We start from the raw sequence: 20567 nt of genomic DNA, 5'->3' as shown, positions 1-20567 counted from the left end.
CGCCCCGCCGACCCCGGACCTGTCCACCCTCGACGCGGCGGCCGGTCTCGAGGCCGACTGGGCGCCGCGCCGCCGCCCGGGGCGAGGCGTCGTCGCCCACGCACCCGCCGAGGACACGGTGCCCGACCTGGCCGCGGCCGGGGACGCCCCGCTGCGCGTGGAGCGGGTCACCGAGGGCGACTACGCGCTGCCGCCGGTGACCCTGCTGCAGGCCGGGGACCCGCCCAAGACCCGGTCCAGCGCCAACGACGCCATGATTGAGGCCATCACCGGGGTGCTCGAGCAGTTCGCCATCGACGCCGCCGTCACCGGGTTCACCCGCGGCCCCACGGTCACCCGCTACGAGGTCGAGCTCGGCCCCGGGGTCAAGGTCGAGAAGATCACCGCGCTGACCCGCAACATCGCCTACGCCGTGGCGACGGACAACGTCCGGCTGCTCGCGCCCATCCCGGGCAAGTCGGCCGTGGGCATCGAGGTGCCCAACTCCGACCGCGAGATGGTGCGCCTGGCCGACGTGCTGCTCGCCCCCACCGCGGCGCGCGACCAGCACCCGCTGCTCATCGGCCTCGGCAAGGACATCGAGGGCCACTTCGTCTCGGCGAACCTCGCCAAGATGCCGCACCTGCTCGTCGCGGGCTCCACCGGCTCGGGCAAGTCCAGCTTCGTCAACTCGATGCTGGTCTCGCTGCTCGCCCGGGCCACCCCCGACGAGGTCCGGATGATCCTCATCGACCCGAAGATGGTCGAGCTGACGCCCTACGAGGGCATCCCGCACCTCATCACGCCCATCATCACCCAGCCGAAGAAGGCCGCGGCCGCGCTGGCCTGGCTGGTCGAGGAGATGGAGCAGCGCTACCAGGACATGCAGGCCAACCGGGTGCGCCACATCGACGACTTCAACGCCAAGGTCCGCTCCGGGGAGATCACCGCCCCGCTGGGCAGCGAGCGCGTCTACCGGCCCTACCCCTACATCCTGGCCATCGTCGACGAGCTGGCCGACCTCATGATGACCGCGCCGCGCGACGTCGAGGACGCCATCGTCCGCATCACGCAGAAGGCCCGGGCCGCGGGCATCCACCTGGTGCTGGCCACGCAGCGCCCGAGCGTCGACGTCGTGACGGGGCTGATCAAGACCAACGTGCCGTCCCGGCTCGCCTTCGCCACGTCGTCGCTGACCGACAGCCGCGTCATCCTCGACCAGCCCGGCGCGGAGAAGCTCATCGGCATGGGCGACGGGCTCTTCCTGCCCATGGGCGCGGGCAAGCCGGTCCGGCTGCAGGGCGCCTTCATCACCGACGAGGAGATCTCGGCGGTGGTGGCGTTCACCAAGGAGCAGGCCGAGCCCGAGTACACCGACGGCGTGACGGTGAAGACCGTCGAGGCCAAGGACGTCGACCCCGAGATCGGGGAGGACCTCGACGTCCTGCTGCAGGCCATCGAGCTCGTGGTGACCAGCCAGTTCGGGTCCACCTCGATGCTGCAGCGCAAGCTGCGCGTCGGCTTCGCCAAGGCGGGCCGGCTCATGGACCTCATGGAGACCCGCGGCGTCGTCGGGCCCAGCGAGGGCTCCAAGGCCCGCGACGTGCTCGTCAAGCCCGACGAGCTCGACGGGCTGCTGTGGTCGATCCGGGGTGGCGACCCGGCACCGGGCGCCGACGACCGGGAGCCCGACCCGCTCGGCTGACCCCCGCTCCGGTGCGTCCTGCGCAACTCCAGCGATGACCGCACCCCAGCGGGCACAGAGGTGCGTCGGTCGTCCCGGTGAACAAGTGTGGGGACCGTCGTCCCCGTCACCGACCCCGAGGAGTCCCGTGAGCGCACCCGCGAAGAAGCAGTCCTTCAGCTCGATCTACGACGACCCGTCCCCCCGGAGGTACTTCGAGACCCTTGGCGCGCTGGACTACCGCACCCCGGACTTCGTGCTCGAGTGGGCGCGCAGCCGACGCGACGTGCTCGGGCCCGACGCGGTGGTCGTCGACATCGGCTGCAGCTACGGGGTCAACAGCGTCGCCCTGAAGCACGACCGCTCCTTCGCCGACGCGGCGGCGGTCATCGCCGACGCGCCGGGGTCCGCCACGGCGGGCGCGTTCCAGGCGCTCGAGGAGCGCCCCGGTCCTCGGGTCGTCGGCATCGACGTCTCCGCCCACGCCACCGGCTGGGCCCGCGAGGCGGGTCTGCTCGACGCGGCCGTGGTCCGCGACCTCAACACCGAGGACCTCACGACCCAGGAGGCCGACCTGCTCGCCTCGCCGACGGTGGTGCTGGCCTCGGGCATCTTCTCCTACCTGCACGCGCCCGGCTTCGCCCGCGTCTTCGACGCCACCGGGGACCTCGGCGGCGCCGAGTTCGTCGGCTGGCCGCTGTACGGGGAGGACGTGTCCTCCGTGGTCGGCCAGCTCGAGGACCTCGGCCGCACAGTGGTCCACGACCAGGTGAGCCTGCACCCGCAGCGCCGCTACGCCACCGACACCGAGCGCGACCACTTCCGCGACGTCGCCGAGGAGCGGGACCTGCCGTGGGTGGGGACCCCGGCGGAGCAGGCCCTCTGCGTCACCCAGCTCACCGCGCGGTAGGGCGGCCGGGCCCGGCGTGGGACCCCGCCCGGTGCGCCGCTCAGCTGCTGAAGGCGCCCAGGGTGGGGTTCCACTCCCGGACCTCGGGCTCGGCGAGGCCGTGGACCACGAACGGGTCCACGGCCAGCAGCTCCTCGACCTCGGCGGCGGAGCCGGCGCGCGCGATGAGCGTCGCCCCGGTGCCGTCGACCCAGGCGCCGGAGGAGAGCATCGTGCCGCGCTCGACGAGCGAGCCCAGGTACTCCCGGTGGGCGGGGCGGTGGGTGTCGCGGTCGCCGGACTGCTCGGCGCGGTAGTGGTAGGTGACGACGAAGGTGGCCATGGGCTGAACCTAGGGCCTCGTCGCGCTCACAGCGCCAGCAGCATCCGGGTGTTGCCCAGGGTGTTCGGCTTGACGTAGCTGAGGTCGAGGAACTCGGCCACGCCGGTGTCGTAGGACTGGCGCATCTCGGCGTACACCTCGGCCGGCACGGGGGTGCCGTCGATCTCGGCGAACCCGTGGCGGGCGAAGAACGACACCTCGAAGGTGAGCACGAACACCCGGGCCAGGCCCAGCTCGCGGGCCGCGTCGAGCAGCCGGACCACCACGGCGTGGCCGACCCCGCGCCCGGCGACCTCGGGGGCCACGGCCACGGTGCGCACCTCGCCGAGGTCCGACCACAGCACGTGCAGCGCCCCGCAGCCCACGATCGGCCCGGAGGTGCGGCCGATGGCGTCGACCAGCTCGGCCACCCAGAACTCCTGCACCGTCTCGTAGAGGGTGACGAGGTTCTTCTCCAGCAGGATCCGGCCGGCGTAGCGGTCGACGAGGGCCTTGATGGCGGGGACGTCGGAGGTGCGGGCGCGGCGCACCCGCGCCGTGGCGGGACCGGCGGCGGGTGCGGCGCCCGGGGCGGACGGGTCGGGAGTCACGCTCGCCACCTCATGCGGGGCACGGTAGCCACCCCGCGGCGCGATACCCTGACCGGTGTGCCTCCCGTCGTCGTCCAGCCGGACAGCCCTGCCCGCGACGAGACGACCCCGGCCGGGGCGGGCGGCACCCGGGTCGCGCTGCTGACCATGGGCTGCGCCCGCAACGAGGTGGACTCCGAGGAGCTGGCGGGCCGCCTCGCCGAGGGCGGGTACAGCCTGGTCGACGGCGAGGACGGGGCCGACGTCGTCGTGGTCAACACGTGCGGCTTCGTCGAGCAGGCCAAGAAGGACTCGATCGACACCATCCTCGCCGCCTCCGACACCGGCGCCAAGGTCGTCGCGGTGGGGTGCCTGGCCGAGCGCTACGGCGCCGAGCTGGCCGAGCAGCTGCCCGAGGCCGACGCCGTGCTCGGCTTCGACCACTACCCGGACCTGGCCGCCCGGCTCGGGGACGTGCTCGACGGGCACGCCCTGCCCAGCCACGTGCCGTCGGACCGGCGCCTGCTGCTGCCCATCAGCCCGGCCGAGCGGCCCGCCGCGGCCACCGACGTCACCGTCCCGGGGCACGCCTGGGGGCCGGCGAGCACCACCCGCGTCGTGCGGCGCCGCCTCGACGACGCGCCCGTCGCCCCGCTCAAGCTCGCCTCCGGCTGCGACCGGCGCTGCGCGTTCTGCGCCATCCCGTCCTTCCGCGGCTCGTTCGTCTCCCGCAGCCCCGCCGACGTGCTCTCCGAGGCGCGCTGGCTCGCCGAGCAGGGGGTGCGCGAGCTGTACCTGGTCAGCGAGAACTCCACCTCCTACGGCAAGGACCTGGGCGACCCGGCGCTGCTGGACACGCTGCTGCCCGCGCTGGCCGAGGTCGAGGGCATCGACCGGGTGCGGGTGAGCTACCTGCAGCCCGCCGAGACCCGGCCCTCGCTGCTGACCACCATCGCCCGCACCCCGGGGGTCGCGGACTACTACGACCTGTCCTTCCAGCACGCCTCCGGGACGGTGCTGCGGCGGATGCGGCGCTTCGGCGACCGGGAGAGCTTCCTGGACCTGTGCGCCCGGATCCGCGCGCTGAGCCCCGAGGCGGGCATCCGCACCAACGTCATCGTCGGGTTCCCCGGGGAGACCGAGGACGACCTGGCCGAGCTCGAGGCGTTCCTCGTCGGGGCCCGGCTCGACGCCGTCGGGGTGTTCGGCTACTCCGACGAGGACGGCACCGAGGCCGTGGACCTGCCCGACCACGTCGCCGAGCACGAGGTCGCCGCGCGCGTGGCCCGCATCTCCAGCCTGGTCGACGAGCTGACCGCGCAGCGCGCGGAGGACCGGGTCGGCACCGAGGTCGTGGTGCTCGTCGAGGCCGACGGCTCCGACCTGGCCGACTCCGGGGAGCTCGCGGACGGCGAGCTGGCCGTGGCGACGGGCCGCGCCGCGCACCAGGCCCCCGAGGTGGACGGGTGCTGCGTGTTCACCGACGCCCGCGACGTCACCGTCGGCGAGCTGGTGCGGGCCCGCGTGGTCGGCACCGACGGCGTGGACCTGGTCGTCGAGGCGCTCGCGACGCTGCCCCGCGGTGCGGCGGCCGGTGCGGCCGAGGGGTGAGCGCCCCGGCCGCGGGGCCGCCGGTGCCCCTGCTCAACCTCGCGAACCTGCTCACGGTGCTGCGCCTGGTGCTGGTCCCGTTCTTCCTGCTCGCGCTGTTCGTCGACGACGGCGGGTCGACCGCCGCGCGGGTGGTGGCCTTCGTGGTGTTCGCCGTGGCGGCGTTCACCGACCGGGTCGACGGGCAGATCGCCCGGCGCCGCGGCCTGGTCACCTCCTTCGGCACCATCGCCGACCCGATCGCCGACAAGGCGCTCACCGGCGCGGGCCTGGTGGGGCTCAGCATCCTCGGCGAGCTGCCCTGGTGGGTCACCGTCGTCGTCGCCGTCCGCGAGCTGGGCGTCACCCTGCTGCGGTTCTGGGTCATCCGGCACGGGGTCATCCCCGCGAGCCGCGGCGGCAAGCTCAAGACGCTGCTGCAGACCATCGCCATCGGTCTCTACGTGCTGCCGCTCGACGGGGTCGGCCACCTCGTCGGCGTCGTCGTCATGGCCGCCGCCGTGGCCGTGACGCTGGTCACCGGGGTGGACTACGTGGCCCGGGCGCTGCGGCTGCGGGCCACGGGCCGCCGCGCCGCCTCGGCGGCCGCGGCGGCGGCGGCCTCGGCCCGCGACCCCCGGCGGGGAACCGATGGGGGCGGTGGCGACGTTGTAGTGAGCAGGCACGTCCGCGGGAGCGGCTCGGGCCCCAGCTCCGACGACGAGGGGAACCACCATGACGCTGCTGCTGCGCGACGCGATCGGTGACAGCCTGCGCCGGGCCAGGACGGCCCAGAGCCGCACGCTCCGGGAGGTCTCGAGCTCGGCCCGGGTCAGCCTGGGCTACCTCTCCGAGGTGGAGCGGGGCCGCAAGGAGGCCTCCAGCGAGCTGCTGGCCGCGATCTGCGACGCCCTCGAGGTCCCGCTGTCGACCGTGCTCACCGACGTCAGCTCCGCGCTGGCCCGCGAGGACCGGGCGGCCGACCAGCCCGCCGGCGCCGTGGTGAGCTCCGCGACCCGGGTCGTCATCCCCGCGCCCGCCGTCTCCCGCGCGGCCGCCTGAGGTCGTCCGGCGTCCGACCGGCCCGGTCGGGGGAGTGGTCCCGGTGGGGCCGACCTGAGACGATGGGCGACGAGCTGTGGGGGAGCTGGTGCCCCGCGTCGTGCGCGAAGGCCGCGCACCGTGCGCCCCGCTCCCCGGCGCCCGCACCGACGACAGGAGGCTGAGGTCCCCGATGGCCAACCCGTTCGTGAAGTCGTGGAAGTACCTCATGGCGCTGTTCTCGTCCAAGGTGGACGAGCACGCCGACCCGAAGGTCCAGATCCAGCAGGCCATCGAGGACGCCCAGCGCCAGCACCAGGCGCTCTCGCAGCAGGCCGCGGCCGTCATCGGCAACCAGCGCCAGCTCGAGATGCGGCTCAACCGCCAGCTCGGCGAGGTCGAGAAGCTCGGTGCCAGCACGCGTCAGGCCCTCTCGCTCGCCGACGACGCCCGGTCGAAGGGCGACCAGGCCAAGGCCCAGGAGTACGAGAACGCCGCCGAGGCGTTCGCCGCCCAGCTGGTCACCGCCGAGCAGTCGGTGGAGGACATCAAGGGCCTGCACGACCAGTCGCTGCAGGCGGCGGCGCAGGCCAAGAAGGCCGTGGAGCAGAACTCGATGCGGCTGCAGCAGAAGCTGGCCGAGCGCACCAAGCTCCTCTCCCAGCTCGAGCAGGCCAAGATGCAGGAGCAGGTGAGCGCCTCGCTGCAGTCGATGGGGGAGCTCTCCGCCCCGGGCAACACCCCGTCCCTGGACCAGGTGCGCGACAAGATCGAGCGGCGCTACGCCAACGCGCTGGGCTCCGCCGAGCTGGCGCAGAACTCGGTGCAGGGCCGGATGGCCGAGGTGCAGCAGTCCACCGTGCAGATGGCCGGGCACTCCCGCCTGGAGCAGATCCGGGCGTCGATGAACGGGGGCGCGCTGCCCACGGGTGCGCAGCCCGGGGCCCAGACCCCCGAGGTGGAGTCGTCCGGGTCCGCGGCGTCGCAGCCCGCCGACCCGTACGTGAAGCGCCCGCAGGGCGAGCAGCAGGGCTGACGTCCCGGTGACCGCACGCCGCGACCGCCTGGAGTCGGCCCCGCCCCGGGCCGGCGCGGGGGTGGCCGAGGCCGCCGACCGGTGGACCGACCCCCGGGCCCGGCTGCTGCGCCGGCGCCGCGCGGCGGGGGCGGCGACGGCGGGCCTGGGCGGGACCGCGGGCCTCTCCGCGGCGGGGACGGCGAGCCTGGCGGCCGTCGGGGCCAGCGAGTGGCTCGTGGTGCCCGGGGTCGGCGTCACGGCCGTGCTGGTGGTGCCGACCGTGGCGGTGGCGCTGCGGCTGCGACGGCTGCGGGCCACCCCGCTGCCGCCGGAGCGCACCCGGCCCCGTCCGCTGCCCGGGCCCGGCTCCCCGCTGCGTGCCCCGCTGCAGCGGCTGGGCACGGCGGAGGCCTCGCTCGGCGAGCTGCTCGGCGTGCTGGGCCGGGACCCCTCCGTGCCGCCCGCCGAGGTCGACGAGGCCCGCGACGCCGCACGGCTGGCGGCGGGGCGGCTGCGCACCGAGGCGGGCGACCTGGAGGCGCTGGTGCGCGCCCGGGACTCGAGCCCCGTCGCCGCGCGGGAGCTCCGCGGGGTGGTCGACGGGGCTCTGGCCCGCGTCGACGCCGGCGTGGGCGCGTTCGAGCAGCTCGTCGCCGCGGCCGCCCGCGCCGTCGCCGCCCGCTCCACCCCCGGCCCCGACGGGGACCTGGTCGCCGCCGTGGACCGGGTCGACGCCCTCACCGCGGCGCTGGGCGAGATCGCCGCCATCCCCGCGCCGCGCGCCTGAGGCGGACCCCAGACGCGCCGCGGGCCGGGTCGGCACGGGGCCGACCCGGCCCGCGGCCGGTGGAGCAGGGGTCGCTAGACGCCCGTGCCGTCCGCGATGTCGCGGCCGTTGAACGTCAGCGTGCCGCCGTCGTTGTAGACGTTCGGACCGTCGGGGGCCCGGTTGAAGGCGACGAAGGAGCCGTTGATCGTCATGGTGCCCGCGGCGGAGTTCCAGAAGGCACCACCCTCGTTGGCCGCGCTGTTGGAGAACGCGAGGGAGGAGCTGACGGTGGTGGTGCCCGCACCGGTGAGGTGGAAGGCGCCGCCGTTGCCGGGGTTCGCCCCGGTGGAGTTGAAGGAGAACGCCGAGAACCGGATGGTCGTGTCGGCCGGCGTGACCCCGCCGCCGGCTGCCACGACGTTGCGAGCCTCGATGGCCCCGCCGGCACGCACCGAGGTGTTGCCGTTGAGCAGCGAGCCCTCGACCAGCAGCGGGCCGAACGACTGGATGCCGCCACCCGAGCCGTCGGTCCCGGTCGCCTTGTTGTCGGCGACCTGGGAGAAGCGCACGGTGGTCTGACCGCCGTCGGAGAAGATCCCGCCACCGCCCTGGGTGCCGTCCGCGGTCGCGGCCTTGGCCTCGTTGCCGAGGACGCGGGTGCCCGTGACCGTCATGGTCCCGGTCGCGGAGTTCCACAGCCCGCCCCCCTCGGAGGCCGCCGTGTTGCCGCTGACCGTGGAGCCCTGGACCGTGGTGGTGGCAGCGCCGGTGACGTGCAGGCCGCCACCGTTGCCCGGGGTCGGGCCCGCGGTGTTGCCGGACAGCGTGACGCGGTCGAGGACGGTGTCGCCGGTGGAGACCTCGATGCCGCCGCCCGCGCGGACCGCGGAGTTGGCGTCGATGGTGGCGGTCGTGACGCGCACCGTGCCGCCGTTGTTGTAGATCGCCCCGCCCGAGGCGCCGGTGCCGGCGGCGGTGTTGCCGCGCAGGGTGACGCCGGTCAGGGTGGTGGCGCCCACGGTGCGGATGCCGGCGCCGCTGTGGGAGAGGATGTTCGTCGGCGTGTCGGCACCCGTGGCGGTGTTCGTGGTGTCACCGCCGGTGATGGTCAGGTCCGACGCGGTCAGCGAGCCGCCGCCCAGCACGTCGAGCACGCGGTCGAGGCCGCCGCCGTCGATGGTGGCGCCCTTGCCGATGATCGTGATGGGCGAGGTGATGTCGAGGTCACCGGTCAGGCCGGCGTCCTCGTCCGCCCCCGCGAGGGCCAGCGTGTACGTCACGCCCGGCGCCAGGGTGATGGTGCCCCCGCCGTCGGCGTTGGCGGCGTTGACGGCGCCCCGCAGCGAGCAGGTGGTGGCGTCACAGGTGACGGTGTCGTCGGTCGTGGTGACCGAGCTGCCGGCGGCGGAGGCGGGTGCTCCGCCGAGGACGCCGAGGCCCAGGGCCAGCACCCCCACGGTGGTGATCGGACGAACGCGCATGCAAGGTCCCCCTCGGGAAGAAGTAATGACTCCCTAAAGGTACGCGAGGGACCGCCGACCACCTACGGTTCGATCTTGCGAGATCCGTTCTGTTCCATGATCTTTCCGGGGACCGGCACTACCGGTCAGTAGCGGCTGCGCCCGACGGTGGGTTGCTGCGGCCGCCCACCCCGGCTCAGCGGCGGGTGCGGACCGGGCTGGCAGCGCGTGCACAGGTAGGTGATGCGCGCGGTGACCCCGCGTCCCTGCATCGCGGTGAGGACCGTCGTCCCGCACCGCCGGCACGGCCGGCCCGCGCGCTCGAACACCCAGTGCTGCTCGCCCCAGCCCAGCCGGCCCGTGGTGGACTGCTCCGCGCGGGGGGCGTTGCGCAGCAGCAGGTCCCGGCTGAGCTCGAGGGCCCGCACCGGGTCGACCGCGGACACCGGCACCCAGGGGGAGACCCCGAGCAGGTAGCAGACCTCGGCCTTGTAGAGGTTGCCGACGCCCGCGACGACCCGTTGGTCGAGCAGGGCCTGGCCGAGCTCGCGGTCCGGGTCGGCCGTCAGGTTGGCCAGCGCCGTCGCCGCGTGCGTGTCGTCCCACGCCGCGTCGAGCAGGTCGGGCCCGAGGTGCCCGACGAGCCGGGCCTCGTCCGCGGTGGGCACGACGGCCAGGTCGTGCAGCCGGAACCCCACGGCGACGCGCTCGGTCGTGGCCAGCACCGCGCGCACCTGGTGGTCCGGACCGCGCCACCGGGCCCCCGGGGCGTAGAGGTGCCAGGAGCCGTCCATCCGGAAGTGGCTGTGCAGGGTGCTGCCGTCGTCGAGCCGGGTGAGCAGGTGCTTGCCGACGCTGGCGACGTCGAGCACGGTCCGCCCGGCCAGGTCCAGGGTGGCGAGCTCGGGGTGGCGCAGCTCGCCGCGGACCAGCTCGTGGCCGTTGAGGGCCTGGCGCAGCCGCAGCCCGGCCAGCCACACGGTGTCTCCCTCGGGCACCCGGTGATCGTCGCAGGCGGGCCGGCTCCGTGCCGGGCGTGGGACCGGCGGTGGTGGGCAGGTCTAGCGTCCAGGGACGTGACCGTCGCCCCCGAGCACGACCCGGCGACGGCGTCGCGCTGGGCGGCCGCCGCGCCCGCCGGCTTCGTCCTGCTGTGGAGCACCGGCTTCGTCGGTGCGAAGTACGGCCTGCCGGACACCGAGCCGTTCACGTTCCTCGCCGTGCGGATGGGCATCGCCGCCGTCGTCCTCGCGGGGCTGGCCCTCGCGCTCGGGGGCTGGCGGCTGACCCGGGCGCAGGTGGGCGCGCAGGCCGTGTCGGGGCTGCTGCTGCACGCCGGGTACCTGGGCGGGGTGTTCTGGGCCATCAGCCGCGGCGTCCCCGCGGGCACGACCGCGGTGGTGGTGAGCCTGCAGCCCGTGCTGGTAGCCGCGGTCAGCGCGCTGGCCCTCGGGGAGCGGCTGCTGCGCTCGCAGTGGGTCGGGCTGGTGGTCGGTGTCGCCGGGGTGGGCCTGGTCGTCGGTCCCGGCCTGGCCCGCACCGGGGGTGGGACGGCGGTCGGGATCGCGTCGTGCGTGGTCGCGCTGCTGGCGGGCACGGCCGGGACGCTGCACCAGAAGCGGCGCGGGGGGTCGACCCCGCTGCTGGGGGGCACCGCGGTGCAGTACGCCGCGGCCGGGCTGGCGGTGCTGGCGGCCGCGCTGCTCACCGAAGACCTCACGGTGCGCTGGACCCTGCGCTTCGCCCTGGCCCTGACCTGGTTGGTGCTGGTGCTCTCCGTCGGCGCCGTGCTGCTGCTGATGTGGTTGCTGCGCCGGGGCAGCGCGACCGGGGTGTCCGCGCTCTACTACCTGGTGCCGCCCGCGACCGCGCTCGAGGCGTGGCTGCTGTTCCGCGAGACCCTCGGCCCGGTGTCGCTGGCCGGCGTCGCGGTCGCGGCCGTCGGGGTGGCCCTCGTGGTGCGGCCGCGCCGTGGTGGCGCGCCCCCGGTCAGCGAGGCCTGAGCCCGCGCCGGTGCGCCGCACGACGTGGGCGGATCGGGCCGTGGCGGTCAGGCGCGCAGGCGCAGGCCCGAGGGCGTGACGCGGAAGCCCGAGCCGGCCAGCACCTCGCCCAGCGCGGAGCCCAGCGCCGCGCCACCGTCGGTCTTCGTCACCGACATCGACCCCATCCGCCCGCCCCGCACGGCCCCGGCCAGCTCGTCGGACGCCCGCCGCAGCACGCCGGGGTCGTCGGTGAAGCTGAGCAACGACTTGCCGCCCCGCTCCACGTACAGCGCCGGGACCCCGTCCACGAGCACCACCACTGCCCCGGCCTTGCGCCCCGGCCGGTGCTTGCCCTCCCCGGCCACGGGCGGCCAGTCCAGCGCGGCCCCCCACGGCTGCGCCGGGTCGGTGGCGGCCAGCAGCACGGTGGTCGGCTCCGCGTCCTCCCCGGACAGCGCGCGCAGCCGGTCGATCGCCCCCGGCACGGCGAACTGCGCCGCGCCCAGGCCCTCGACGACGTACCCGCGGCGGCACCGTCCCGAGTCCTCCATCGCGCGCAGCACCTTGTAGACCGCGGCGAAGCCGCCGGTGACCCGCTCGGTGTCCATGGCCCCGCGGGTGAGCACCCCGTGGCGCTCCAGGAACGCCTCCGCCGCGGCGTGGGCGCGACGGGTGGCCTCCGGCTCACGCCCGGGCACCGCGGACCAGCGCCCCGCCACGGTGGGCGGTCCCGTACGCGTGGGCACGCTGGGCCGGGCCGCGCGCATCCGGGCGTAGCGCCCCCGGGCCGGGGCGGGCTTGGTCTTGTGCGCTCCGCGTCGGCCCCCGGCCAGCGCCCGCACCGGCCCCAGGGTGTCGTTGGTGGCCAGCCCGGCCCAGACCAGCTCCCACAGCGCGTCGACCGTGGCGGCGTCGAGGGGAGCGGGCTCCCCAGCGGCGACGAGATCGGCGCCGGCGCGGTCGGCCAGCTGGCGGAAGAACAGCGCCCCTCCGCCCCCGTCGGACCCCAGGGCGGTCAGCAGGGCGCGGTGCAGCGGGGAGTCCGGCGGTTCCGGGTCGACGTCGGGCAGCAGCAGGTCGGCCACGTCGGTCGGGGCCAGCGCCAGCCAGCCGTCCCCGCCGGCCAGCGCGCCGCACCCGGTCCAGGTGACCTCGCCCGAGGAGGTGAGCTCGTCGAGCAGGGCAGGGGAGTAGCCGGGCAGCCGGGCGGGCAGCACCAGCGACTCCAGCGCGCTGGCCGGCAGCGCCGCCCCCGCGAGCTGCTCGACCACGCCGAGCAGGTCGTCCGCGCTGGGCACCGACCGCAGCCGCCGCTGGGCCCCGATCCCGTGCCACGCGGGCAGGAACCGCCCCAGCGCCGCGGGCTCGACGGGCTCGACCTCGGCGCGCAGCACGGCCAGCGACGCCCGCCGGATGCGGCGCAGCACCTCGGCGTCGCAGAACTCGGTGCCCTGACCGGTCGGGGTCAGCTCGCCGCGCACCACGCGTCCCGCGCCGACGAGCCGGTCCAGCGTGGCGGTGACGACGGCGACCCCCAGGCCGTAGCGCTGGGCCACCGTCGCCGCGGTGAAGGGGCCGTGGGTGCGCGCCCAGCGGGCCAGCAGGTCACCCAGCGGGTCGGGCACCGGCTCGGTGAACACCTCGGGCACGCCCACGGGCAGGGCCGTGCCCAGCGCGTCACGGTACCGGCCGGCGTCCTCGATCGCGACGTGGCGCTCCTGCCCCGCGACCCGCACCACGAGCACGCGGCGGGCGTCGACGAGCTGGGTCAGCCAGGCCGGGTCGACACCCCGCTCGGCGGCCTCCTCGCGCGTCAGGTCTCCCACGAAGCGCAGCAGGTCCGCCGCGCCTTCCGCGTCGCGGACCCGGCGGTCGGGGTGGGTGCGTTGCAGCTGGGCCTCGATCTCGGCCATGGCGTCGCCGTCGAGCAGCTCGCGGACCGACTCGGTGCCCAGCAGCTCGGCGAGCAGCGTCGGGTCCAGGCTCAGCGCGGCCGCCCGGCGCTCGGCCAATGGCGCGTCGAGCTCGTAGAGGAACGTGCCCACGTAGCCGAAGAGCAGGCTGCGGGCGAAGGGGGAGGGCTGGGTGGTGGTGACCTCGACGACCTTGACCTTGCGGGACCGGACGTCGGCCATGAGCGCGCGCAGCCCGGCGAGGTCGTAGACGTCCTGCACGCATTCGCGCATCGCCTCGAGCACCACGGGGAACTGCTCGTAGGCGCTGGCCACCTCGAGCAGCTGGGCGGAGCGCTGCCGCTGCTGCCACAGCGGGGTCCGCCGTCCCGGGTCGCGCCGCGGCAGCAGCAGCGAGCGGGCCGCGCACTCCCTGAACCGGGCCGCGAACAACGCCGAGCTGCCCACCTCGGCGATGACCAGCTGCTCCACCTCGTCGGGGTCGAGCAGCACGTCCTCCGCGCCGGCGACCACCTCGGTGCCCTCGTCGTCGAACGCCTCGGGCAGCCGCAGCACGATGCCGTCGTCGGCGCTGGCCACCCGGGCGTCGACCCCGCGGCGCTCCCGCAGCCTCGCGGCCACGGCCAGCGCCCACGGGCCGTTGACCTGCGCGCCGAAGGGGGAGTGGACCGCCACCTGCCAGTCGCCGAGCTCGTCGCGGAACCGCTCGACGACCACGGTGCGGTCGTCGGGCACCCGGCCCGTGGCCTCCTTCTGCTCGCCGACGTAGGCCAGCAGGTTGTCCACCGCCCAGTCGTCGAGGCCCGCCGCGCTCGCCCGGGCCCGGGCGTCGTCGTGGTCGGCAGCGACCAGCTCGCGCACGAACTTCCCCAGCGCGCGGCCCAGCTCGAGCGGCCGGCCCACCGACTCGCCCCGCCAGAAGGGCATCCGGGCGGGCTGGCCCGGGGCGGGCACGGCGATGACGCGGTCGTGGGTGATGTCCTGCACCCGCCACGCGCTGGACCCGAGCAGGAAGGTGTCGCCCACCCGGGACTCGTAGACCATCTCCTCGTCCAGCTCACCCACCCGCGAGCCGCTGGAGCCGTCCTCGCCGCCCGGGGTCATCACGGTGAACAGCCCGCGGTCGGGGATGGTGCCGCCGGAGGTGACGGCGAGGCGTTGAGAACCCGGCCTGCCGACCAGCTCGTCGGTGACCCGGTCCCACGTGATGCGGGCCCGCAGCTCGCCGAACTGCTCGCTGGGGTAGCGCCCGGCCAGCATGTCCAGCACGGAGGTCAGCGCCGAGTCCGGCAGCGTCGCGAAGGGCGCGGCCCGGCGGACCAGCTCGGCCACCTCGGTGACCGACCACGGCTCGAGAGCGACCATGGCCACCACGTGCTGGGCGAGGACGTCGAGCGGGTTGCGGGGGTAGCGCATCGACTCGATGGCGCCGTCGCTCATCCGCTCCGCCACCACGGCGCACGAGACCAGGTCACCGCGGTACTTGGGGAACATCACCCCCGAGGACACGGCGCCGACCTGGTGCCCGGCGCGTCCCACGCGCTGCAGCCCGGCCGCCACGCTGGGCGGGGCCTCGACCTGGATGACGAGGTCCACCGCGCCCATGTCGATGCCGAGCTCGAGGGAGGACGTGGCGACCACGCACGGCAGCCGGCCCGCCTTGAGGTCCTCCTCGACCATCGTCCGCTGCTCGCGCGACATGGACCCGTGGTGGGCGCGCGCGATGACGACCTCGCCGCCCGCGGCGTCGATCCCAACCCCCTCCCCGGTGCCCAGGCTCGTCCCCGACGCGCCGACGTTCGCCGCCGGGAACGGGCCCCCCGCGACGACGTCCTGCCCGCTCTCGGCGGCCACCTCCGCGGCGACGAGCTCGTTGAGCTGGGAGGTCAGTCGCTCGGCGAGGCGCCGGGAGTTGCAGAACACGATCGTCGAGCGGTGGTCGCGCACCAGCTCGAGCACCCGCGCCTCGACGGCCGGCCAGATCGACGTGCGCTGCGGCGCGCCTGCCGCGGAGCCGTCGACCTCGCCCGTGGGCTCCCCGAGGCTGGACATGTCCTCCACCGGCACCTCGACACGGACCTCGAGGGTCTTCGTCGAGGCCGGCTGCACCACCCGCACCGGCCGCCCGCCGGCGAGGAACTGCGCCACCTCGTCGACCGGGCGGACCGTCGCGGAGAGCCCGATGCGCTGGGCGGGGCGCTCCAGCAGGGCGTCGAGCCGCTCCAGGCTCACGGCCAGGTGCGCCCCGCGCTTGGTCGCGGCCACGGAGTGCACCTCGTCGACGATCACCGTGGTCACCCCGAGCAGCGACTCCCGGGCGGCGCTGGTGAGCAGCAGGAACAGCGACTCCGGGGTGGTCACCAGGATGTCCGGAGGGGTCTTGAGGAACCCGCGGCGCTCCGCGGCCGGGGTGTCGCCGCTGCGGGTGCCCACGGTGACGTCCGGCGGGGTGAGGCCCAGCCGCGTGGCCTCCTGCCGGATGCCGGTCAGCGGGGAGCGCAGGTTGCGCTGCACGTCCACCGCCAGGGCCTTGAGCGGGGAGACGTACAGGACGCGGCAGCGTCGTCGCGGGTCCTCCGGCGGCGGGACGGTCGCGAGGCCGTCGAGCGCCCACAGGAACGCCGCGAGCGTCTTGCCGGACCCGGTGGGGGCGACGACGAGCGCGTGTTCGCCGGCCTGCGCGGCCGCCCACGCCCCGGCCTGCGCCGGCGTGGGGGCGTCGAACGCGGCCCCGAACCAGGCGCGGGTGGCCGGGGAGAAGCCGGCGAGCACCCCCGGCCCCGCCCCGCCCGACCCCGCCTGCGCACCCATGCCCCGCATGGTGGCACCGGGCACCGACAGCCGCCGGGCGCGGCGTGCTCGCCCCGGCCCGGACCACCGCGCCTCACGCCGTTAGGCTCGCTGCTCGGCACGCCCACCAGGGCAGCAACGCCCCGACCGGGCAGGACGAGAGGAACGGCGACGATGGCGCGCTTCGACGGACGAGTGGCAGTGGTCAGCGGTGCGGGGCAGGGCATCGGCGCGGGCATCGCCGAGCGGCTCGCGGCCGAGGGCGCCGCGGTGGCCCTGCTCGACATGAACGCCGACGCGGCCCGCAGCACGGCCGAGGCCATCACCCTCAAGGGCGGCAAGGCGATCGGCATCGAGTGCAACGTCTCCGACGAGGCCTCGGTCAACGGCGCGGTGGAGCAGGTCGTCAGCGAGCTCGGCGGGCTGCACGTCCTGGTCAACAACGCCGGCATCACCCGCGACAACATGCTGTTCAAGATGAGCGTCGAGGAGTTCGACCTGGTCCTCGCCGTCCACCTGCGGGGCACGTTCCTGCTCACCAAGGCCGCGCAGAAGCACATGATCGACGCCGGCTTCGGCCGCGTGGTCAACCTGTCCAGCCGCAGCGCGCTGGGCAACCGGGGCCAGGCCAACTACTCCGCCGCCAAGGCCGGCATCATCGGCTTCACCGCCACCGCGGCCATCGAGCTGGGCAAGTTCGGGATCACGGTCAACGCGATCGCCCCCGGCTTCATCGACACCGCCATGACCGAGGCCACCGCGCACCGCATGGGCATCACCCCCGACCAGTTCCGCGAGGGCGCGGCGAAGCAGATCCCCGTAAACCGGGTCGGCAAGCCGGAGGACATCGCCGCGGTCGTGTCCTTCTTCGCCGGGGAGGACGCCGGCTTCGTCACCGGGCAGACGCTGCACGTCAACGGCGGCCAGCGCTGAGCCGGACCGCGCCGCAGCACTGACGCCGTGCGCGTCAGCGTCGTGGCCGGGCCGGACCCGGGCCACGCCTTCCCGGCCACGGCGCTGTGCCTGCGGCTGCGCGCGGCCGGCCACGAGCCAGTCCTGTTCACCGGCAGCCGGTGGCTGCCCCGCCTGGCCGAGGAGGGTCTCGACGCCCGGGAGCTGCCCGGGCTGGCGCTGCGACCCACCGACGACGAGCACGACGAGGGCTCTCGGCTGCACGACCGGGCCGCCTACATGTCGACCCCGCTGCTGGCGCCGCTGCGCGCCTCCCGGCCGGACGTGGTGGTCAGCGACGTGCTGACCGCCGCGGGCTCGTTCGCCGCCGAACGGCTCGGGCTGCCCTGGGTCGAGCTCAACCCGCACCCGCTCTACCTGCCCTCGCGGGGCCTGCCGCCGATGCTGAGCGGCCTGGCGCCCGGGCGCGGCCCGCTGGGGCGGCTGCGCGACCGCGGGCTGCGCCGCCTCGCCGAGCCCTCGGTGCGGCTCGGCCGGTCCCAGCGCCGCGCCGCGCGCCTGACGATCGACCTGCCCGCCGACGACCCGGGGCCGGTCGCCCGGCTCGTCGCGACCCTGCCCGCCCTCGAGCTGCCGCGGCCGGACTGGCCCGCCGAGGCCCACGTCGTCGGCCCGTTGCTGTGGGACCCCACGCGGGCGGTGCTGGCCCCGCCGCCGGGGGACGCCCCGCTGGTCCTGCTCTCGCCGTCGACCGCGTCCTCCGGGCGGATCGGCCTGCTCCAGGCCGCACTGACCGGGCTGACCGGGGTGCGCCTGGCCGCGACGGTGCTGCCCGGGGGCGCGGACACCGGGCCGCTGCCGCCGTGGGCCGTGGTCGGCCCCGGCCGGCAGGACCTGCTGCTCGCCGAGGCCGCCGTCGTCGTGTGCGGGGCCGGGCACGGGATGCTGGCCAAGTGCCTGGCCGCCGGGGTGCCGGTGGTGACCGTGCCGGGCGGCGGCGACCAGTGGGAGCTGGCGAACCGGGCGAAGCGCCAGGGCAGCGGCGTGCTGGTGCGGCCGCTCACCCCGGAGCGTCTCGCGGCGGGGGTGCGCCGGGTCCTCGACGACCCGGGGTACCGGGCGGCGGCGTCGCGGGCGGCGGCCAGCGCCGCGCAGGTGCGCGCCGACCCCGTCGTGGTGTGCGAGCGGGCCGCGGCCTGAGGCCCCGGGGGTCGTGACCCCCCGCTCCCGGGGGTCAGCGGTCCCGGTTGGCCCGGTACGCGCGGATCGCGGCGGCGAGCGCGGCCAGCAGCATCGCGAGCACGAGCAGCCGCCAGGCCCACGAGGTCAGGCCCTCGGGCGGGGCGGCCTGGGCCAGGGTCACGGCGAGGTCCACGACCGCCACGCTAGCCCGGGCTGCGCGCGGCGCGTGGCTGCTCCTACGGTGGGGTGGTGCGCCTGACCGACTTCCGCAGCCTCGTCGCCGACGAGTTCGGCGGACCCCGCGGCGACCTGCTGGTCCGCGACCACGTGCTGCCCGTGCTGGGCACCACCGCGGAGCAGGCCATCGAGGCCGGGGTGGAGCCGCGGGACGTGTGGCGGGCGCTGTGCGAGGAGTTCGACGTGCCCCCGGCCCGCCGCTGACCCGTCCGGTCCGCGACCGCGGGCGGGGTGACGGGGCGGCGTGTCGCACTACCACGGTCGAACACCTGTTCCCCTATGATCAGGGGCGTCAGCAGCGGTCGGACCCCGGGCGGGGACGGTTGTCCACAGGGCCGGCCGGTGCGACGGAAGTGTCGGTGGCCGCACCTAGCGTCGCCTCCTGACACCGCCACCCGGCGGACGGCACGGACGACGACACACCAGAGGAGCACGAGACCCATGGCAGCAGCACCGGACCGCGACAAGGCCCTCGACCTGGCCCTGGCCCAGATCGACAAGAACTTCGGCAAGGGGTCGGTGATGCGCCTGGGTGACGAGGCCCGTGTCCCGATCGCCGTCATCCCGACCGGGTCCATCTCGCTGGACGTGGCCCTGGGGATCGGCGGCCTGCCCCGCGGCCGGGTCGTGGAGATCTACGGCCCGGAGTCCTCGGGCAAGACGACGGTGGCCCTGCACGCGGTGGCCAACGCGCAGGCCAACGGCGGCATCGCGGCGTTCATCGACGCCGAGCACGCGCTGGACCCGGACTACGCGGCCAAGCTGGGTGTCGACACCGACGCGCTGCTGGTCTCGCAGCCCGACACCGGGGAGCAGGCCCTCGAGATCGCCGACATGCTGATCCGCTCCGGCGCGCTCGACATCCTGGTCATCGACTCCGTCGCCGCCCTGGTGCCGCGCGCCGAGATCGAGGGCGAGATGGGGGACAGCCACGTCGGCCTGCAGGCCCGGCTGATGAGCCAGGCGCTGCGGAAGATGACCGGCGCGATGAACGCCTCGGGCACCACGGTCATCTTCATCAACCAGCTGCGCGAGAAGATCGGCGTCATGTTCGGCTCGCCGGAGACGACGACGGGCGGCAAGGCGCTGAAGTTCTACGCCTCGGTGCGCCTGGACATCCGCCGCATCGAGACCCTCAAGGACGGCACCGACGCGGTCGGCAACCGCACCCGGGTCAAGGTGGTCAAGAACAAGGTGTCCCCGCCGTTCAAGCAGGCCGAGTTCGACATCCTCTACGGCCACGGCATCAGCCGGGAGGGCTCGCTCATCGACATGGGCGTCGAGCACGGCTTCGTCCGCAAGTCCGGCGCCTGGTACACCTACGGCGGCGACCAGCTGGGCCAGGGCAAGGAGAACGCCCGCAAGTTCCTGCTCGAGAACCCCGACGTGGGCAACGAGATCGAGAAGAAGGTCAAGGAGAAGCTCGGCATCGGCGCGGTGCTCGACGCCGAGGCCGTCGAGCCCGTCCCCGCCCCCGTCGACTTCTGATCCCGGGGTGAGACCGGTCCAGCGCGGTCGGCGCCGCGACGAGGAGCTCGCGGCGCTGCCGGCGGCGGACCAGCGTGAGGCGGCCCGCGAGGCGTGCCTGCGGGCCCTGGCCTCGCGTCCCCGGTCCCGCTCCGAGCTGCATCGACGCCTCGTCGACGCCGGCCACGAGGCCGGCGTCGTCGACGGGGTGCTCGACCGGCTCACCGAGGCCGGTCTGGTCGACGACGCGGCCTTCGCCGCGCAGTGGGTGCGGTCCCGTCACGGGGGCGGTGCCGGGCGGAGCCGTCGGGTGCTGGCCCGGGAGCTGGGCCAGAAGGGGGTCGACCCCGAGCACGTCGACGTCGCGCTGGAGCAGGTGGACGACGAGTCCGAGCGGGAGCGCGCCCTCGAGCTCGCCCGCCGGGGGGCCCGGCGGGCCCCGGTGCCCACCGACCGTGCCGGCCGCGCCGCCGTGGTGCGTCGGCTGGTGGGTCAGCTCGCCCGACGCGGCTACCCGACGTCGCTGGCCCTCGCGGTGGTGGCCGAGGCGCTGGACGAGCAGGCGCTGGACGAGCAGGCGCTGGACGAGCAGGACGACCTCGACGTCGCTGCCGTGGGGGAGGACCACGACCCGGACGCCCTGGGCTCGTCCTGAGCGAGGCGCGGCGGGCCTTCCGACTCGGGGCACCGTGTTGGGGGGCCACCGTGTCCGGACAGGACGGCCCCCGGGGGTGCGCCC

At 75.4% G+C, this 20567-nt stretch carries 19 protein-coding genes; 13 read left to right on the top strand and 6 right to left on the bottom strand.

Features of this window, described 5'->3' with window-relative positions:
* A partial coding sequence (locus tag ACYVOF_RS19365) for a DNA translocase FtsK (protein ID WP_460869427.1) occupies positions 1-1684 on the top strand: 1684 nt, incomplete at its 5' end.
* Positions 1685-1811: 127 nt separating this feature from the next.
* Entirely contained in the window at positions 1812-2573 is a 762-nt protein-coding gene (locus tag ACYVOF_RS19360) for a methyltransferase domain-containing protein (RefSeq protein ID WP_460869425.1), read from the top strand.
* Between the two features lie 40 nt (positions 2574-2613).
* Here ACYVOF_RS19360 and ACYVOF_RS19355 read toward each other — a convergent pair whose 3' ends face one another.
* Together ACYVOF_RS19355 and ACYVOF_RS19350 are read right to left on the bottom strand one after the other, a co-directional pair.
* The gene (locus ACYVOF_RS19355; protein ID WP_460869423.1) at positions 2614-2895 is read right to left on the bottom strand and encodes a YciI family protein; all 282 of its coding nucleotides are present in this window, start codon (positions 2893-2895) and stop codon (positions 2614-2616) included.
* A 26-nt stretch (positions 2896-2921) separates the two neighbouring features.
* Positions 2922-3485 carry an amino-acid N-acetyltransferase gene (locus ACYVOF_RS19350; RefSeq protein WP_460869441.1) on the bottom strand — a complete coding sequence of 188 codons (564 nt, stop codon included), beginning with the start codon at positions 3483-3485 and terminating at the stop codon, positions 2922-2924.
* Positions 3486-3542: 57 nt separating this feature from the next.
* Here ACYVOF_RS19350 and rimO point away from each other — a divergent pair, with 57 nt between their 5' ends.
* From rimO to pspM, 5 genes are all read left to right on the top strand, one after another.
* A complete protein-coding gene (gene rimO / locus ACYVOF_RS19345; protein WP_460869421.1) occupies positions 3543-5075 on the top strand; it encodes a 30S ribosomal protein S12 methylthiotransferase RimO in 1533 nt (510 codons plus the stop codon).
* Positions 5072-5821 (top strand): CDP-diacylglycerol--glycerol-3-phosphate 3-phosphatidyltransferase, encoded by a 750-nt coding sequence (gene pgsA, locus ACYVOF_RS19340; protein WP_460869418.1) that lies wholly within the window; start codon positions 5072-5074, stop codon positions 5819-5821. The genes rimO and pgsA overlap by 4 nt, the downstream gene beginning before the upstream one ends.
* Positions 5790-6116: a helix-turn-helix domain-containing protein gene (locus ACYVOF_RS19335; RefSeq protein ID WP_460869416.1), complete on the top strand. Its 327-nt coding sequence runs from the start codon at positions 5790-5792 to the stop codon at positions 6114-6116. The genes pgsA and ACYVOF_RS19335 overlap by 32 nt, the downstream gene beginning before the upstream one ends.
* Before the next feature lie 172 nt (positions 6117-6288).
* On the top strand, positions 6289-7131 hold the full coding sequence (locus tag ACYVOF_RS19330) for a PspA/IM30 family protein (protein WP_460869414.1): 843 nt from the start codon (positions 6289-6291) through the stop codon (positions 7129-7131).
* 7 nt (positions 7132-7138) lie between these two features.
* Positions 7139-7900 carry a phage shock envelope stress response protein PspM gene (gene pspM, locus ACYVOF_RS19325; protein WP_460869412.1) on the top strand — a complete coding sequence of 254 codons (762 nt, stop codon included), beginning with the start codon at positions 7139-7141 and terminating at the stop codon, positions 7898-7900.
* A 74-nt stretch (positions 7901-7974) separates the two neighbouring features.
* Here the strand turns inward: pspM and ACYVOF_RS19320 are convergent, their stop codons facing one another.
* Both ACYVOF_RS19320 and ACYVOF_RS19315 read right to left on the bottom strand, forming a co-directional pair.
* Positions 7975-9363, bottom strand: coding sequence for a beta strand repeat-containing protein (locus tag ACYVOF_RS19320; RefSeq protein ID WP_460869410.1), 1389 nt, complete (start codon positions 9361-9363; stop codon positions 7975-7977).
* A gap of 125 nt (positions 9364-9488) precedes the next feature.
* Positions 9489-10340: a DNA-formamidopyrimidine glycosylase family protein gene (locus ACYVOF_RS19315; protein ID WP_460869408.1), complete on the bottom strand. Its 852-nt coding sequence runs from the start codon at positions 10338-10340 to the stop codon at positions 9489-9491.
* A gap of 78 nt (positions 10341-10418) precedes the next feature.
* On the opposite strand from ACYVOF_RS19315, the gene ACYVOF_RS19310 reads away from it, so the two are divergent.
* Complete coding sequence (locus ACYVOF_RS19310) at positions 10419-11345, top strand: DMT family transporter (RefSeq protein ID WP_460869406.1); 927 nt, start codon at positions 10419-10421, stop codon at positions 11343-11345.
* A 47-nt stretch (positions 11346-11392) separates the two neighbouring features.
* Here the strand turns inward: ACYVOF_RS19310 and ACYVOF_RS19305 are convergent, their stop codons facing one another.
* The gene (locus ACYVOF_RS19305; RefSeq protein WP_460869404.1) at positions 11393-16051 is read right to left on the bottom strand and encodes an ATP-dependent helicase; all 4659 of its coding nucleotides are present in this window, start codon (positions 16049-16051) and stop codon (positions 11393-11395) included.
* A 153-nt stretch (positions 16052-16204) separates the two neighbouring features.
* Here ACYVOF_RS19305 and ACYVOF_RS19300 point away from each other — a divergent pair, with 153 nt between their 5' ends.
* Both ACYVOF_RS19300 and ACYVOF_RS19295 read left to right on the top strand, forming a co-directional pair.
* Positions 16205-16963 (top strand): SDR family oxidoreductase, encoded by a 759-nt coding sequence (locus tag ACYVOF_RS19300; protein WP_460869402.1) that lies wholly within the window; start codon positions 16205-16207, stop codon positions 16961-16963.
* A 27-nt stretch (positions 16964-16990) separates the two neighbouring features.
* Positions 16991-18142 carry a glycosyltransferase gene (locus ACYVOF_RS19295; RefSeq protein ID WP_460869400.1) on the top strand — a complete coding sequence of 384 codons (1152 nt, stop codon included), beginning with the start codon at positions 16991-16993 and terminating at the stop codon, positions 18140-18142.
* A 34-nt stretch (positions 18143-18176) separates the two neighbouring features.
* On the opposite strand, the gene ACYVOF_RS19290 is transcribed toward ACYVOF_RS19295, so the two are convergent.
* The gene (locus tag ACYVOF_RS19290; RefSeq protein WP_460869398.1) at positions 18177-18317 is read right to left on the bottom strand and encodes a hypothetical protein; all 141 of its coding nucleotides are present in this window, start codon (positions 18315-18317) and stop codon (positions 18177-18179) included.
* Between the two features lie 56 nt (positions 18318-18373).
* On the opposite strand from ACYVOF_RS19290, the gene ACYVOF_RS19285 reads away from it, so the two are divergent.
* From ACYVOF_RS19285 to ACYVOF_RS19275, 3 genes are all read left to right on the top strand, one after another.
* Positions 18374-18565: a DUF3046 domain-containing protein gene (locus ACYVOF_RS19285; RefSeq protein ID WP_460869396.1), complete on the top strand. Its 192-nt coding sequence runs from the start codon at positions 18374-18376 to the stop codon at positions 18563-18565.
* A gap of 237 nt (positions 18566-18802) precedes the next feature.
* On the top strand, positions 18803-19849 hold the full coding sequence (gene recA, locus ACYVOF_RS19280) for a recombinase RecA (RefSeq protein WP_460869395.1): 1047 nt from the start codon (positions 18803-18805) through the stop codon (positions 19847-19849).
* A 7-nt stretch (positions 19850-19856) separates the two neighbouring features.
* Positions 19857-20483 (top strand): regulatory protein RecX, encoded by a 627-nt coding sequence (locus ACYVOF_RS19275; protein WP_460869393.1) that lies wholly within the window; start codon positions 19857-19859, stop codon positions 20481-20483.
* Positions 20484-20567: the final 84 nt, after the last annotated feature.

It is taken from the genome of Rhodococcus aerolatus (genome assembly GCF_054783215.1).
The sequence above is the reverse complement of the archived record's forward strand: the minus strand, read 5'-3'. Positions and strand labels throughout refer to the sequence as shown.